Raw genomic sequence first — 14,779 nt, forward strand, 5'->3', positions numbered from 1 at the left:
AGGAACCACGTGAAATCATTACTAGACGAACGACATTTAGTATCCTCTTTTTACGTTTTCTTTCTGATCTACACGAATATTATTGGCATAGGAATCATGAGTTTTCAACGAGATATAACGAAGGACGCAGGTTATGATGCATGGATTTCCATCATTTTATCAAGTATAAGCATTCATATATTAGTTTGGATGATCTATCGTATTCTTGGAATTGCTAATAATGATGTCATACATGTTCACAAATTTTGCTTTGGAAAATGGATTGGCGGACTGTTCAACATTTTTATGATTTTCTACTTTCTTATATTAGCGTTAATTGTTTTCCGTGTTTATATTGAAGTTGTTCAAGTTTGGCTGTTTCCCTTAATGAAGACCTGGCAAATAAGCCTCATTCTTCTAGTCCTCATTTATTACGTTGTATCCGGTGGATTCCGCGTGATTACTGGAATGTGTTTCTGGGGAACTATCATACCCTTTATTATCCTGTTTCCCCTTAATTTTTTTTCATTGGAATTTGCCAATTTTCACAATTTATTACCCGTCTTTAACCACTCTGTGAAGGAAATCGTATCATCCTCTAAAGCTATGTTGTTTCAGTATGTTGGCTTTGAGACCTTATTCATGTTCTACCCATTCATTAAAAATCCAGACAAATCACAAAAATGGGCCCATTTTGGACTTTTGTTCTCAAGCTTACTTTATCTAATAATAGCACTCATCACATTTGTCTTCTTTAGTGAAGGACAATTAAACCATACAATATGGCCAACATTAGCTCAAATGAAAATTGCGAAATTCCCTCTAATAGAAAGAGTCGAATTTATCGTTGTTTCGATTTGGCTACTTCTCGTATTACCCAATATCAGTGTGAAAATATGGGCAGGTTGTCGTGCTATTAAGAAAGTAATAAATGTGAAACAACGTATAAGTCTGTTCATTGTACTGGTCCTATTCTTTATTATAGCTAATGTGCTCAAAGAGAGGAGTCAAATAGAGCGATTGAATGAAATGTATTCAAACATTGCTTTTTACTTTGTGTATCTATATATCCCTTTTCTCTTTTTGTACATTCATATTAAGCATAAAATAACTAAGTAGGATGGAAAGCTTCTAGAAACTTATAATACAGTCTGGGCAGATCGTTTTGTAAGGATTCAACAGAAAAGGTCTGCAGTTACATTTGGGAAGGTGAACCCTTCCAAATCACAGAAATTACAATGGATGATCCTAAACTAAGTGAGGTTTTTAGTTCGCCTTATTGCGTCAGGGATTTGTCACACTGATGTTCTAACACAAATCAAGCTTACCATTATATATTTCTCCATTGGTTCTTGTAAATTTAGTTATCATAACGCATTTTGTTTGTTTGAAGTTAATTAGGGGGTTTGTAGGAATGGGAGTAAGTAGGGTAGGTGCAATTATACTTGGAATAAGCCTAAGAATCTTAGTTTTAATATTAATTACAGATTAAAATAAGAAAGAAAATTGAAGAGAACCATTTGATTGATTAATGAAGTACTTCTTAAACTAACGAGTGAGATACTTCAATAAGAGGTATCGTTTTTCTTATTGAGCTCCCATGAAAATTAAAAAAGCTCAAAATCCAGAAAAAACCACAACAAAATAGACCCAGTAAAAACGCTTTATAAAAAAGGGCTGAGCCTTATGAGTGATCTGATTGAGTTTGGTAAATCGTTAAACAAAAACCTCCAATCATTGCAAATTAAGTAAAGGCTAGCGCGACGATCAAAAAAGGATTAATCTCCCAAAAGTATTACCCATAAAGGGCGCGATAGTCGATAGGTACACCGTTGTTGTCGGAGTCAGGCTAACGGATGGGCTCAAAGGCACCATAGTTCAACGACCTTCTTCGCCAGCCATTAAAACATTATCGACATAGAGACCAATTTTCATTCTCTGTGGTGAAACGCTGATTTTTGCGCTTCATAGATGGTAACGGATGCGTTAGCTGAAAACAGGAGCTGTTTTTAAGGCAGCACATTCTTTGTATACCGGGCATTTTGGTTGAAGAAAAAAATGAATTGATTAGTGTTGAATTAAATACTAAATACCCTAATTATAGCTTATACCAAGGCGTAACTGCCGGGGAAAAAATATTTAGACAGTGGTCAGAATTTTTGAATAAGAAAAAAGAGTCGGCAAAGCGACCCTCTCTAAGATTCTCTGTGTTTAACTTAATAAGTATTTATTCAATGCTTGTTGTAAAGTTCCAAATGTTAGTGCTTTTTCATTGAATCTCATTCCTATGTTTATCATATTTCTAACCACTTCAGATCTTAACCCGGTAATCACAGTGGTACATCCCATTAATGAAGTACCGTCAATAATCTTCATTAAATGATCAATTACTTCAGTCTCCATTTCCATAATTCCAGATAAGTCCATAATCAATGTTTGAATGCGTAATTTTCCAATCTCTGTTAAAACTTTTTCCTCGAGGATATTCGTTCGGTAAAGATCAACCGCACCAATTAAAGGTAAAATACATATAGTGGGTGTTATTGGTATTATAGGCACCGAAAGATTTTCAACCAATTCTTTTTGAGCCATTATCAAGGAATCTTTGTATTGAGAATATGTGATAAAAAAAACATTTAAAAACCTGTCGACTTGATTATTAACTTGTTTTTCTACCGAAAAAAATTCTTCAGTTATAACCTTATTCGTTACCTCGTTATATTCTTGTAGGAACTTCCACAAGGTTCTTCGAATGGCTTGCACCCACTCTAATTTGAATGATAATGGTATTGCGTGTGTCGCCCAAGCTATGCCTTCTTGTTTAGCAAATGATTGAAGTTCTTGTTCTTTACCCTCAATAATGTATTGAACCAGCTTATGGGCATTATTTATCAGATCAATATTACCGATCGTTAAAATCTCTTCAATTTTGTCTTTCACATTAGATGCTTCGTTTAATAATGAATCTTGAAAATCCGTTTTATTTTCTTGGATGAATTCCAGTAATTTATATTTATCTAGTGACTCCTTCATAATATAATCCCCCTATTTTTTATATACCAAAACTTTAATTACCCTGTAATTATAATTATTAAACCCGTTTACACTATAATAAGCTTCTACTTTAAAGGAAAAATGGATGTATTTATGTTAATTAATCTTGTTTAGATTTTCACTTAAACTAACGGTCGTTAGCTATAGATCAGAGCTGTCTTTAAGGCAGCTTTTTCTTTATGCAACTCCCATGAAAATTAAAAAAGCTCAAAATCCAGAAAAAAACCACAACAAAATAGACCCAGTAAAAAAAGGCTGAGCCTTATGAGTAATCTGATTGAGTTTGGTAGATCGTTAAACAAAAACCTCCAATCACAGCATATTAAGTAGAGGCTAGCGCGACGACCAAAAAAGGATTAATCTCCCATGAGTGCTACCCATAAAGGGCGCGACAGTCGGTGGTACACCGTGGTCGTCGGAGTCAGACTAACGGATGGGCTCAAAGGCACCATAGTTCAACGACCTTCTTCGCCAGCCATTAAAACATTATCGACATAGAGACCAATTTTCATTCTCTGTGGTGAAGCGCCGATTTTGCGCTTCATGGATGGCTAACGGGGCAGGATAGTTGCATAAGCATAGTGTAGTCGTACTGCGCAATAGGTTCTTTCAAATATTCCCCATAGTTACTCATTAAGATAATTCTGATAAAATAGATATTATTTATTAATTTGGAGGCAACATGACTGACTTAGAAAGACAACCGACGACTACTTTATTGGCCCAACTAACTTATAGCCCTTTATATATCAACACTGTAATAATGGCTCTTGGAGTGCTTATTTTCTTAAAAAGTGAAAAAGGTCGCTTAATGTTTTTGATTAGAATTTGGGCTGTGTGTCATACAATTATTTACTTACTAGCTATTTACTTTAATTTAACAAACCCTAATTAATGCACAGTTTGTGTCAACTCTACAATAAGTCTTTATAGAACTAACGGGTGCTTTACTTCTTTACCAAGCGAATCAGTAGCTCCTTCTGTTATGCAACAAACGGTGCAGGGCAGGTTAAAGAAGGGATTTGGACTACGAAAAAAAGACATTCTGTTTTCAAGAATGTCTTTTATTAATTTATTATTGTATTTTAAGTTTTTCTTTTTCAACAATATCCTTAGCAATATCTTCAATGGTTACATTTTCCAGTACCTTTTCCATAGCAAATTGAGCTGCTGACAACACAGGAGTGATCGAATCTTGAATGTTCCTGCCCACAAGGCAATCAGGGTGCGGATTTTCATGCACACTAAACAATTCTTTTTCCTGCACAACATCGACCGCCTTATAAACGTTAAGTAATGTTATATAAGAAGGTTCCTTGGCTAGTTTTGCCCCTGCAATACCAGGTTGTACTTCAATTAACCCTGCCTTTTTTAACATACCCATAATTTTTCTTATCAAGGTTGGGTTCGTGTTTACGCTCCCCGCTAAGAACTCCGATGAGCTTATTCCCTCTTTATTTAATTCAATAAGAGCTAATATATGAACACCAACGGTAAATCGGCTGCTGATGGACATATCATTCACCTACCTTTTACTTCATCGCAAAGTTTATTACACAGATTAATCATGTATTTAATTTGATTACAACGTATTATACCTTAAAATTTGAAGAAAATATAAAAGGTTTATAAATTGGTTGACAAGACAACTACATGTATCTATTATAAATACATGTATTAGATATAGATACAGGTTAATGGATGTTTAATTTGAATATAAAATATTATTGGAGGAATACCAAATGAAAATATTAGTAACAGGAGCAACAGGAAAGTTGGGAACGAAAGTTGTAGAAACCTTATTGAAAACTGTACCAGCTAATCAACTGGCTGTAAGTGTGCGAAATCCAGAGAAAGCTGAAGAATTAAGAACTCGCGGAGTAGACGTACGTCAAGGAGATTTTGATCGTCCAGAAACATTGGATACAGCTTTTGCAGGAATTGATCGCTTGTTAATTATTTCTGCGGATGGAGACAATGAAACAAGGATACGTCAGCATTCAAATGCGGTAGTTGCGGCAGAGCGTGCTGGAGTTAAATTTATTGCTTATACTAGCTTGGCCAATGCAAAGGAAAGTAAAAATTTTCTTGCTCCAACGCATCAGGCAACAGAAGAATCCATTCTGAAAACAGGCATTCCATACTCCTTCTTACGCAACAACTGGTATTTGGAGAATGAAATTTCAAGTATTCAAGGTGTTCAAGCAGGAGATCCTTGGGTAACATCAGCAGGAAATGGCAAGGTAGGATGGGCACTACAACAAGATTATGCAGAAGCTGCGGCATCGGTACTATCTGGTAACGGACACGAAAATACAATCTATGAGCTTTCTGGCAAGTTATTGACTCAGGAAGAACTTGCATCTGCAGTTTGTAATGTATTGGGTAAAGAAGTACCTGTTCAACAGGTTGATGATGCTACTTATGCTGATATTATGAAAAGTGTTGGCTTACCTGATTTCCTTATTCCTATGCTCATTGATATCCAAAAAGGCGTTCGAGAAGGCACCCTTGAAGTAGAAAGCAATGATTTCGAAAAACTTCTTGGACGGTCAGCTACACCAATTAGTGAGGGCTTAACTCAAATCATTAAAGGTATCTCTTAAACAGCATAATTGAACTTAATTTAAACTAGAAAGGTCGGTCGGTTTTAAATATAAGAATCATGCAACGCCAATAAGAGATTACTTGTATTCAATATGTAAAATGTTCATGGGGAAGGTTGCTAAGGCAGCCTTTTTCTTATAGAGCTAAAGGGGCAGCATTCCTGTAATAACTGAAAATGAGGTTTGAACGAAAAAAGACCTCTTGATAAGATGAATGTGTCCTGAGCTGGCCAGCTAAAAAGGACAATACATCTATTTGGAGGTCTCACAATGAATTATAACCAAAATCATAAAATCTCTCAAATTACTTCTGAAACCTTAATTGTCGGAGTAGATATAGCCAAGCACAATCATGTCGCGAGAGCACAAGATTTTAGAGGATTGGAACTAGGTAAAACGTGTTTCTTTGAAAATACGAAAGCAGGATTTCATTCGTTTCTAGATTGGATTACCCAACTTGTTAAAGGATGTAAGTTAAATCAAGTGATTGTAGGGATGGAGCCAACCGGTCACTACTGGTTAAATCTAGCTCATCTTCTAAAAGAGAATAATATTAAGTTCGTATCAGTCAATCCACTACATGTTAAACGAAGTAAAGAATTAGACGATAATTCACCTACAAAGAATGACGTGAAAGATGCAAAAGTCATCGCACAGTTAGTCAAAGACGGAAGATACGCCGAACCAACAATTCCACGAGGAATTTATGCAGAACTCCGAGTGGCCAAAAAACTTCGCGATCTTCTTAACGTTGATTTACAGGTCGTTCAGGGACAAGTTCATAACTGGCTTGATCGTTACTTTCCCGAATTTTTGACGGTGTTCAAAAGTTGGGAAGGCAAGGCAGCTATTCATTTTCTATAGCTAGAAGCCTTGCCACATGAACTTGTAAATTATACGGATGAAGAGCTCTTACTTTCCTTAAGACAAGTGGTAAAACGCAGTATAGGCTTAAAGAAGATACGAGCACTTAAAGAAGCAGCCAATCGTTCGATTGGTATTCGTCAAGGGGCAGCTATGGCGAAATTAGAGTTGAGAGCTTTACTAGAGAAGTATGATTTTATTCAAATGAAATTCGAAGAATTAGATCAGTTATTAGACCATATCCCAGGTGTCACACAGATGTTAGAGGTGTCAGGAATCGGTCGAGATACAGTAGCAGGGTTTTTCGCAGAGGTCGGCGACCTCAGAGACTATCAACATCCTCGCCAAATCGTAAAATTAGCAGGTTTAAGTTTAAAAGAAAACACATCCGGAAAGCACAAAGGTCAGACCAAGATTACCAAACGGGGACGAAAGAAATTAAGGGCTCTCTTATTCCGGGCAGCCATGATACTGGTGGCAAAGAACAAGGCTTTTAAAGCTCTTCATATATATTACACAACACGTTCTCACAATCCCTTAAAGAAAATGCAATCTCTGATAGCTTTGTGTAACAAGCTTATTCGAATTCTGTTTTCAATCAGTAAAAAACAATTTACGTTTCAAGAAGACAAGATGTTAAAGGATATCCCTCATATGGCAACATTTGTAGCACATCAAACAGTCGCATAGTTCATCGGATTTTTATGGTTACACGGTCATTTAATTAACACTCATTTAAAAGTGAAGCACGGATTAGTCGGCAAAGCAACTAACGTGAGGACTTAGATCCTGTGGGGCAGCATGACCGACATCCACCTCATGGAAAGGTTGAACGAAGGAATGTAGGAGCATCGACTCTGTGAGACATGGGAGGGTTGACCTCCATGAGACATGTGGATATCCTAAAGTGCGATCATAACATTACTTAAACCAATTTTTTCCTATGATTGGCTAGTTTAGCATACACTTTTTTCGATAAATCCCTATCCTAGAGGAGTAATGCCGAGCTTACATAGATAACGGTTAATGATATGACTATGAAATCCTAAGAATTCTAGAGCAATCGTGAGATTGTGTTTAGTTTATTGAGGGAGGTTAGTTTAAAAGAGGGTAGCTTCAAACGAAGGATTTATTCTATAAAATCTACCAATTTAAAATTTTCAATTTGGTAACCCCCATCAACAGATTATGACGGGGGTCTACTTTAATTTGTTTTTTCTAAGCTAAATATTAGAGATAGTCCATAATTTTACACGCCGTCAAAGTACTGTTTCAACCATAGGTTAAGAGAAAATAGATTTTATAATTATAAATCAGACTTTATTATTGTTTCTAATGATTTTTTTAGCACTTCTTTATCGTTATCTGACAAGTTTTGAAGAACCTTATTATTCAACTTAAATGTTGCAGCTTCAACTTCATCTCTAATTTTGTTAGATTTTTGAGTAGCTATCACTAAAACATTTCTACGATTTTTTGGATCTACCGAACGTTCTATTAATTCAGCTTTTTGCATTTTATCTAATATCCCAGAGACAGTAGGGGCTTCTAAATATACCATTTCTCCAATTTGTTTAGGAGATAATTGTCCTTCTCTCCACAAACAATTCAACACACCATATTGAGCTGGTGTTACTCCAAATTCCTCTAAAAGCTTGCTAAAATATTTGAAAACTTTATTCTGACTAACACTTAGTAAAAAGTTCATACAATTTTTTAATTCCATAGTATCTCCTCCATATTGACAGTAACCATAATATCATGTTAGATTTTGCAAGGAAACATTTTTGTTACAAAAATGTTTTGTGGCGAAAAAAGGAGTGGATAATTATGAATACATTCAAGGCAATTATTGTACAAGAAAGACAGGATCAAGTAATTTATGATTTGGAAGATGTTAATCTTGACAGTCTTTCTGATGGCGAGGTTTTAATAAAGGTGGCATATTCTTCAATAAACTATAAGGATATGTTGGCTGTTCAAAAAAATGGGGGAGTTATTCGAAATTATCCAATGATCCCTGGAATTGATTTAAGTGGAACCATTGTTCATACTACAGATAATCGTTACAAAGAGGGACAGAAAGTTGTTGTTACAGGTTTTGCAATGGGGATGAGCCATACAGGAGGGTTTGCAGAATATGCTAGAGTCTCTGCAGATTGGATTGTTCCTTTGCCAATCAATTTAACCTTGAAAGATGTTATGGTTTTTGGGACAGCAGGATTTACGGCTGCACTCTCCATCATAGCTTTAGAGAAGAAAGGCATGAATATAAATAACAATCCTAGGATACTAGTCACTGGTTCAACTGGTGGAGTAGGTAGTATTGCATTACAAATTTTATCTAAAATTGGTTACAAAAATATTTCTGCTTTAGTTCGAAAAGAACACCAAGCAGAGGTAGCAAAATCATTAGGAGCAACCAATGTGATTTTTGTTAATGAGTTAGGAGAGCAAAATAAACCATTAAATAAACAAAAGTTTGACTATGTCCTAGATACTGTTGGTGGGGAAGTTGCTTCTGTATTAATTCCTCAAATTTCTTATGGTGGAAGTATGAGTATGTGTGGGAATGCAGGTGGTATAAAACTAACATCAACAATATTACCGTTTATACTCAGAGGGATTAACCTTTTGGGAATTGATTCTGTAAATGTACCAATTAATAATCGTGGTTATATTTGGGAGAAAATAGCGAATGAATGGAACATTTCTCAAACTACTCTTATAAGGGAGATTTCACTTACAGAATTACCTAAAACGATTGAAGCAGTTAAGAACGGTCACCATTTAGGAAGAACAATTATTAAGTATTAAAAATCATTTAAACTTACTCAAAAGTAAAAAACGCCTCTTATTATAAATCGATTTATATGTAAATTTAAACAATGGATGCTTTCCTGATTCAGTTGCAATAATCAGTAAGATTTTTAGTTAGGTCGCTGTTGGGGCAGCATTTAATTTAAGAAGAAATTTACTTAAACTGTCGGGTGCGTTAGCTGAAGAATGCAACTGTCTTAAAGACAGCTTTTTTGTATGAAAGTACATTAGTGAAAGACCATACTAAAATAAGCCCACCAAAATTCTAATTTTTTGAAGGACTAAGTGCACAATGTCGTTATTTGCAGTTTTTTGTTCAGATGGAAAGATTGTTGTATATCCTTTCTTTTTTAGGTATTCTATCATTTTTAATTCTTTGTTCATTTGTTTTTCTTCAAAAGGCGACCTTCATCTTGAAGTATCGCCCAAAGTTAGCTGAACATAAGTGTGTTCTTATCAAAATACTTTTTAACTTCCTCAGTAAAACCAGTATCCTCGTATTATAAGGTCGACCAGTAAAAATGAACTGCACCCCAATTGTTAGACACAACTAACAATTGGAGGTGCAGTTTTTTTATGGCGAGATTTTCTTCAGAAGAAAAAATACAGGCAGTAAGACAATATATAGATGGTAATGAGGGAGGACAAACCATTGCTAAATCTATTGGTGTTCATCCGAGTTTACTCCATCAGTGGATTAAACAATTTGAACTTTTTGGTGATGATGCTTTTGAAAAACGCTATACACCCTACCCTGCACAGTTTAAACTAGATGTACTTAATTATATGAACGAACAAGGGACGTCTATCAGGAAAACAGCAGCGATTTTTAATATTCCTTCTTATGAAACGCTTCGAAAATGGAAAGTTGCTTATGAAACAGATGGATTTGATGCCCTACAATCAAAGAAAAAGGGGCGTCCATCCATGAAAAAATAAAAATAATAAGACATCAAATTCTCAATTACCCGATGAAGGATCAATAGAGGCTTTACAGGCGGAGAATGAACGTTTACGTATGGAGAATGCCTATTTAAAAAAGTTGAATGCCTTAGTTCAAAACAAGGAAAAATCACCAAACAAGACAAAGCACAAGTAGTCTATGAATTAAGGAATGCATTCTCGGTGAAAGCACTTATACAGCTCGCAGACATTCCGCGTAGCACGTATTACTATTGGGTGAAAAACTTCGGTCGTCCTGATGCAGATGCAGAACTGAAAGTATTGATTAAATCTGTTTTCGATGAACATGAAGGTCGGTTTGGTTACCGGCGTATTCGTGATGAACTTAGAAATCGCGGACACAAAGTAAACCACAAAAAGGTGCAACGTATCATGAAAGAACTAGGGCTAAAATGTCTTGTCCGTATGAAAAAATATCGCTCTTACAAAGGAACTGTGGGCAAGATTGCACTAAATATTTTAGATCGCAATTTCAAAGCTGAACAACCAAATGAGAAATGGGTTACGGATATTACAGAGTTTAAATTATTTGGAGAAAAGCTATATTTATCGCCGATATTGGACTTATTTAATGGAGAAATCATTACGTATACAATCGGTTCAAGGCCAACCTACTCACTCATTTCAACGATGTTAGATCAAGCTTTTGAACGTTTAACAGACGACGATACTCTCCTTATTCATTCAGATCAAGGCTGGCATTATCAAATGAAACAATTCCGTGATGCCCTTAGGGAACGTGGCATTACGCAAAGTATGTCTCGCAAAGGGAATTGTTACGATAACGCTGTTATGGAAAATTTCTTTGGTATCATGAAATCGGAACTTCTTTATCTAAAAGAATTTGAAAGTGTGGAACACTTTAAACAAGAACTAGCAAAATATATAGAATACTATAATCACAAACGAATCAAGGCAAAATTAAAAGGCATGAGCCCGGTACAATACCGAACTCATGCCCAACAGGCTGCCTAACGATATAACCTGTCTAACTTTAGGGGGTCAGTTCAAAATTACTGGTTGACCTTTTTTTAATAGAATCTATTATATCAGTAGCCAGGGTAGGACGTACGGGTGCGTGGGACTTGATCCCGTGAACTAAACTGTCCGCCCCCTACTTGTAGAAACATGTTTGAGGCTGGTTGGGACTTAGATCTCGTATATCAAGCGAAGCTATGACACTACTAGGAGGACTAAGGGATACTGGTCAGTAAGTTGAGGAGGAAAAAACGATGAATCCAGTTGTTGGTCTGGATGTGGCAAAAGGAGAGAGCCAAGTTCAGGCATTTTTAGATCAATCTAAACCGTATGGGAAGAGCTTTTCAATGATGCATATCAAAGAGGAACTAAATCATTTTTTAGACTTTCTAAAAGAAGTTGAAGAAGTGGCAGGGCAGATGCCTATGGTCATTTTAGAATCTACAGGTCATTACCATTCTCCCGTTATTCAATACTTGGAGGAACAAGGGATTCTATATATCTTACTAAATCCGATTATTTCTTATCAGGCAAAGAAGTCCAGTTTAAGGAAGGTAAAAACAGACGCTATCGATGCGTACCAGAAGTATGTTTTTCACGTACTATCAGTAATAGCGTACTAAAGAAGAGGAAAGTTTTGTTTGACAGATTTATTTTGAAATAAGAAAAGTAAGATTTTAAAAGACTGATATATATTAATTGATTATTCTGTTATTAGGGAAAGTTAACTCTACTTCAAATATCTTTATAAGATTCTCCTTACCTTTATTTGTAAACGCTTTCTTTTTTTAGGGGGATTTGATTCATAAAATAGGAGGGATGACAACGTGGACGATAAAAGGAAAACGTAAATCTCTGGCCACTATTTCGTTAGCTAATACCAAAAGTAATAGTATTCCGTTTTAGATTCCGTCCTAGGAGTTGGCCAGAGACAGAATCTTTTTCTATCCAATGAGATGATAAAAAAGGAGGTTCCCAAAATGAGTATCGAAAGAGGTACAGACGTTAGGAAAAACATTATGGATTTTTTTGGTAATTTAACTCCCGCTGCTCTTGGAACTGGTTTGGTTGCTGCATTGTTTAGCATTATGGGGCCAGGTTTAATTGTAATGAATTCAGCTAAAGAAGGTAATCTTTCTGTTGAGCAGGCAATTTCTTGGTTGTTTATTATTTATACGGCGGGAGGTATATTTACGATTATCTTGTCACTCCGCTATCGCATACCTATTGTGGTGGCCTATAGCATACCTGGTGCAATATTAATAGGTAATGCCTTAAAGCATATACCCTTTAATGAGGCAATTGGTGCATCTATTGTTGCTGGAATAGTAGTTACAATTCTTGGATTGTCAGGGGTAATCAAGAAGATAATAGAATTAATTCCTCTTCCGGTTATGCTAGGAATGATTGCGGGTGTCCTTCTATCTTTTGGTATCAAAGCAATACAGGCTGTGGTAGAGGCACCAGCAGTTGCAGGGAGTTCTTTTGCAGTCTTCTTCCTCTTAATGGCGATGAAAAAATTCTCAAGAAAATTCCCGCCTATTCTAGGAGCAATAATAATAGGAGGGATAATCGCAACAGCCCTTGGGCAAACGAACTGGGGGTCGATACAACCTTCATTTGCTCATCCTATATTTGTAGTACCTCATTTTAGTATTCAAGCTACATTAGAACTAACGTTGCCCTTAATTATATTGATAATTGGTGTTCAGAATATGCAGGCTGTCGGGGTCCTATTTGCTACAGGATATAAACCTCCTATCAATGCTATGTTTACTATTCCAGGTATTGGTACAATCGTTAACTCTCTTTTTGGAGGACACCCAACTGTTATAGCTGGACCAAGTACTGCAATGGTTTCTAGCGATGCAGCAGGTGAGGATAAAAATTTGAGATATGTAGCGGCAACTTTTGATGGATTACTTTGGATATGTTTTGGTTTAGTAGCCGGGATGGTTATTGCGGTTTCGACGGTGGTTCCTGGTCAATTGCTTTCTGTGCTCGGTGGTCTTGCTATTTTTAACGTGTTTATAAGTACATTTGCCGGGGCTTTCAACGGGAAATTTAAAAATGGAGCCATGGTAGCATTTCTTATAGCCATTTCTAATGTAACAGTATTTACTGTTGGTGCCGCATTCTGGGCTCTATTGGTAGGATTTGTCGTTTCATTATTACTTGATCGAGAGGACTACAGCAAAGCAAAAAGTAAAATGGATTCAAAAAAAGATGGAGCAAAGATTGCATAGTAATATAAAGGGTTTGGGATTTATGAAGCTCCCCTTTGGACTATATCCCTTAAAAGGGACAAATTAAAAAGGGGTACTCTATAAGAATATGGATCATGGTATTTGAACTGGAGTCTTTTCTTTAATTTCCATTGGTTTCTCTCAAATAATAATCGTATCTAAATGGTCTGCCTTTGTTTTATTTCATTAAGTTCTCACGTGACTTATGATCCATTACATCTTTAAGATGACAAAATAATTAAATTTGAATTATCCTAATATTCTTTTTTGAGACATTGATTCTGTTACCTTTAGTTTTTTTAAAAGAGGAGGATGTAATAGAAGCCAATGGAGAAATAGAAAATGACATTAGGGTGAAATTGTTATACTAAGCGTCTTTCCATTTACACAATGTGTAAAAAAATAGAATTACCTAATAGATGACATATTAATTTATCAGTCAACATATTTGAGGTATGGGAACATATTGGCATAGTAAAAAACTTTGGAGTAAATGGTATTCTCCAAGTTTATATTAAGTTAAAAAAAATTAAAAGCCTGTGCGCAATTTTAGAAGGGGAATATTGAATATTCGAAATAATAAGAAATATTTTAAGTGATTTAAACAAGATTTTGAAAATGGAAAGTAAGTTTATAGATTATTATGCTAGTAATGGAAGGTGAAATCACAATTAAAACAATCCATATTATTAATGCAATACTTTTTTTTCATTTATTATTTATCATTTGAAACCGCTTTCTTGAAAACGTTGTTAAAGATAGGATAGGAGGAGTTTATGATGGAAGGTAAAGGGAGTTTGAATTTGCCAGCAGGAATTGAACAGTCTTGGGATGTGTTATTAGATTCAGAGGTGCTTAAGAGATGCATCATGGGGTGCAAAAAATTGGAATTAGTTGAAGAAAATAAATATGAAGCTGATATATCAATGGGTGTTGCATCAGTGAAAGGTGATTACTCTACAACAATTGAATTAGCGAATATTAATAAACCGATATCTTATCAAATGATCGTTAAAGGTGAGGGAGGACCTGGAAGCATAGAAGCCGTCGCAGATATTACTCTTGAATCAGTAGATGAAAACAACACTGTTCTCTCTTACAGCTTTGAAGCAGAAGTAGGAGGAAAAGTTGCGATGGTCGGTCAGCGAATGCTAGGAGGCGTATCTAAACTGGTTATTAAAGACTTCTTCAAAAAATTTGGGAAAGAATTAAAAAAGGCTGAAGTTACCAATTAAATAAGTAATGAACCATCAAGGGGAGAAAGGAGAG

General features: G+C 35.6%; 9 protein-coding genes and 3 pseudogenes. 9 read left to right on the forward strand and 3 right to left on the reverse strand.

Annotated elements, in window-relative coordinates; all coding sequences use genetic code 11:
* Positions 1-9: 9 nt before the first annotated feature.
* On the forward strand, positions 10-1,098 hold the full coding sequence (locus tag ABIE66_RS12405) for a GerAB/ArcD/ProY family transporter (protein WP_370014896.1): 1,089 nt from the start codon (positions 10-12) through the stop codon (positions 1,096-1,098).
* A 1,092-nt stretch (positions 1,099-2,190) separates the two neighbouring features.
* Here the strand turns inward: ABIE66_RS12405 and ABIE66_RS12410 are convergent.
* Positions 2,191-3,012, reverse strand: a complete 822-nt coding sequence (locus ABIE66_RS12410) for an STAS domain-containing protein (protein WP_370014897.1) — start codon at positions 3,010-3,012, stop codon at positions 2,191-2,193.
* 703 nt (positions 3,013-3,715) lie between these two features.
* Here ABIE66_RS12410 and ABIE66_RS12415 point away from each other — a divergent pair.
* Positions 3,716-3,928: a hypothetical protein gene (locus ABIE66_RS12415; protein ID WP_370014898.1), complete on the forward strand. Its 213-nt coding sequence runs from the start codon at positions 3,716-3,718 to the stop codon at positions 3,926-3,928.
* 180 nt (positions 3,929-4,108) lie between these two features.
* On the opposite strand, the gene ABIE66_RS12420 is transcribed toward ABIE66_RS12415, so the two are convergent.
* Complete coding sequence (locus tag ABIE66_RS12420; protein WP_289324930.1) at positions 4,109-4,549, reverse strand: Rrf2 family transcriptional regulator; 441 nt, start codon at positions 4,547-4,549, stop codon at positions 4,109-4,111.
* A 226-nt stretch (positions 4,550-4,775) separates the two neighbouring features.
* Here ABIE66_RS12420 and ABIE66_RS12425 point away from each other — a divergent pair, with 226 nt between their 5' ends.
* A complete protein-coding gene (locus ABIE66_RS12425; protein WP_370014900.1) occupies positions 4,776-5,639 on the forward strand; it encodes an SDR family oxidoreductase in 864 nt (287 codons plus the stop codon).
* Positions 5,640-5,909: 270 nt separating this feature from the next.
* Positions 5,910-7,193, forward strand: a pseudogene (locus ABIE66_RS12430) (IS110 family RNA-guided transposase).
* Positions 7,194-7,809: 616 nt separating this feature from the next.
* Here the strand turns inward: ABIE66_RS12430 and ABIE66_RS12435 are convergent.
* Positions 7,810-8,229, reverse strand: a complete 420-nt coding sequence (locus ABIE66_RS12435; protein WP_144529324.1) for a MarR family winged helix-turn-helix transcriptional regulator — start codon at positions 8,227-8,229, stop codon at positions 7,810-7,812.
* 104 nt (positions 8,230-8,333) lie between these two features.
* Here ABIE66_RS12435 and ABIE66_RS12440 point away from each other — a divergent pair, with 104 nt between their 5' ends.
* The 5 genes and pseudogenes from ABIE66_RS12440 to ABIE66_RS12460 all read left to right on the forward strand — a co-directional run bounded on the left by ABIE66_RS12440 (position 8,334) and on the right by ABIE66_RS12460 (position 14,745).
* Entirely contained in the window at positions 8,334-9,320 is a 987-nt protein-coding gene (locus ABIE66_RS12440) for a YhdH/YhfP family quinone oxidoreductase (RefSeq protein WP_370014902.1), read from the forward strand.
* A gap of 579 nt (positions 9,321-9,899) precedes the next feature.
* Positions 9,900-11,261: pseudogene (locus tag ABIE66_RS12445) on the forward strand (IS3 family transposase).
* A 257-nt stretch (positions 11,262-11,518) separates the two neighbouring features.
* Positions 11,519-11,845: pseudogene (locus tag ABIE66_RS12450) on the forward strand (IS110 family transposase); the annotation flags it as partial.
* Between the two features lie 399 nt (positions 11,846-12,244).
* Complete coding sequence (locus ABIE66_RS12455; RefSeq protein WP_370014903.1) at positions 12,245-13,510, forward strand: benzoate/H(+) symporter BenE family transporter; 1,266 nt, start codon at positions 12,245-12,247, stop codon at positions 13,508-13,510.
* 779 nt (positions 13,511-14,289) lie between these two features.
* On the forward strand, positions 14,290-14,745 hold the full coding sequence (locus ABIE66_RS12460) for an SRPBCC family protein (protein ID WP_095394978.1): 456 nt from the start codon (positions 14,290-14,292) through the stop codon (positions 14,743-14,745).
* Positions 14,746-14,779 lie beyond the last annotated feature (34 nt).

It is taken from the genome of Peribacillus sp. B2I2 (assembly GCF_041261685.1).
Lineage (GTDB): Bacteria > Bacillota > Bacilli > Bacillales > DSM-1321 > Peribacillus.

Coding starts and splice junctions, on each gene's coding strand:
- ABIE66_RS12410 (WP_370014897.1), bottom strand. CDS start 3,012: ATGAAGGAGTCACTAGATAAATATAAATTACTGGAATTCATCCAAGAA.
- ABIE66_RS12415 (WP_370014898.1), top strand. CDS start 3,716: ATGACTGACTTAGAAAGACAACCGACGACTACTTTATTGGCCCAACTA.
- ABIE66_RS12420 (WP_289324930.1), bottom strand. CDS start 4,549: ATGTCCATCAGCAGCCGATTTACCGTTGGTGTTCATATATTAGCTCTT.
- ABIE66_RS12425 (WP_370014900.1), top strand. CDS start 4,776: ATGAAAATATTAGTAACAGGAGCAACAGGAAAGTTGGGAACGAAAGTT.
- ABIE66_RS12435 (WP_144529324.1), bottom strand. CDS start 8,229: ATGGAATTAAAAAATTGTATGAACTTTTTACTAAGTGTTAGTCAGAAT.
- ABIE66_RS12440 (WP_370014902.1), top strand. CDS start 8,334: ATGAATACATTCAAGGCAATTATTGTACAAGAAAGACAGGATCAAGTA.
- ABIE66_RS12455 (WP_370014903.1), top strand. CDS start 12,245: ATGAGTATCGAAAGAGGTACAGACGTTAGGAAAAACATTATGGATTTT.
- ABIE66_RS12460 (WP_095394978.1), top strand. CDS start 14,290: ATGGAAGGTAAAGGGAGTTTGAATTTGCCAGCAGGAATTGAACAGTCT.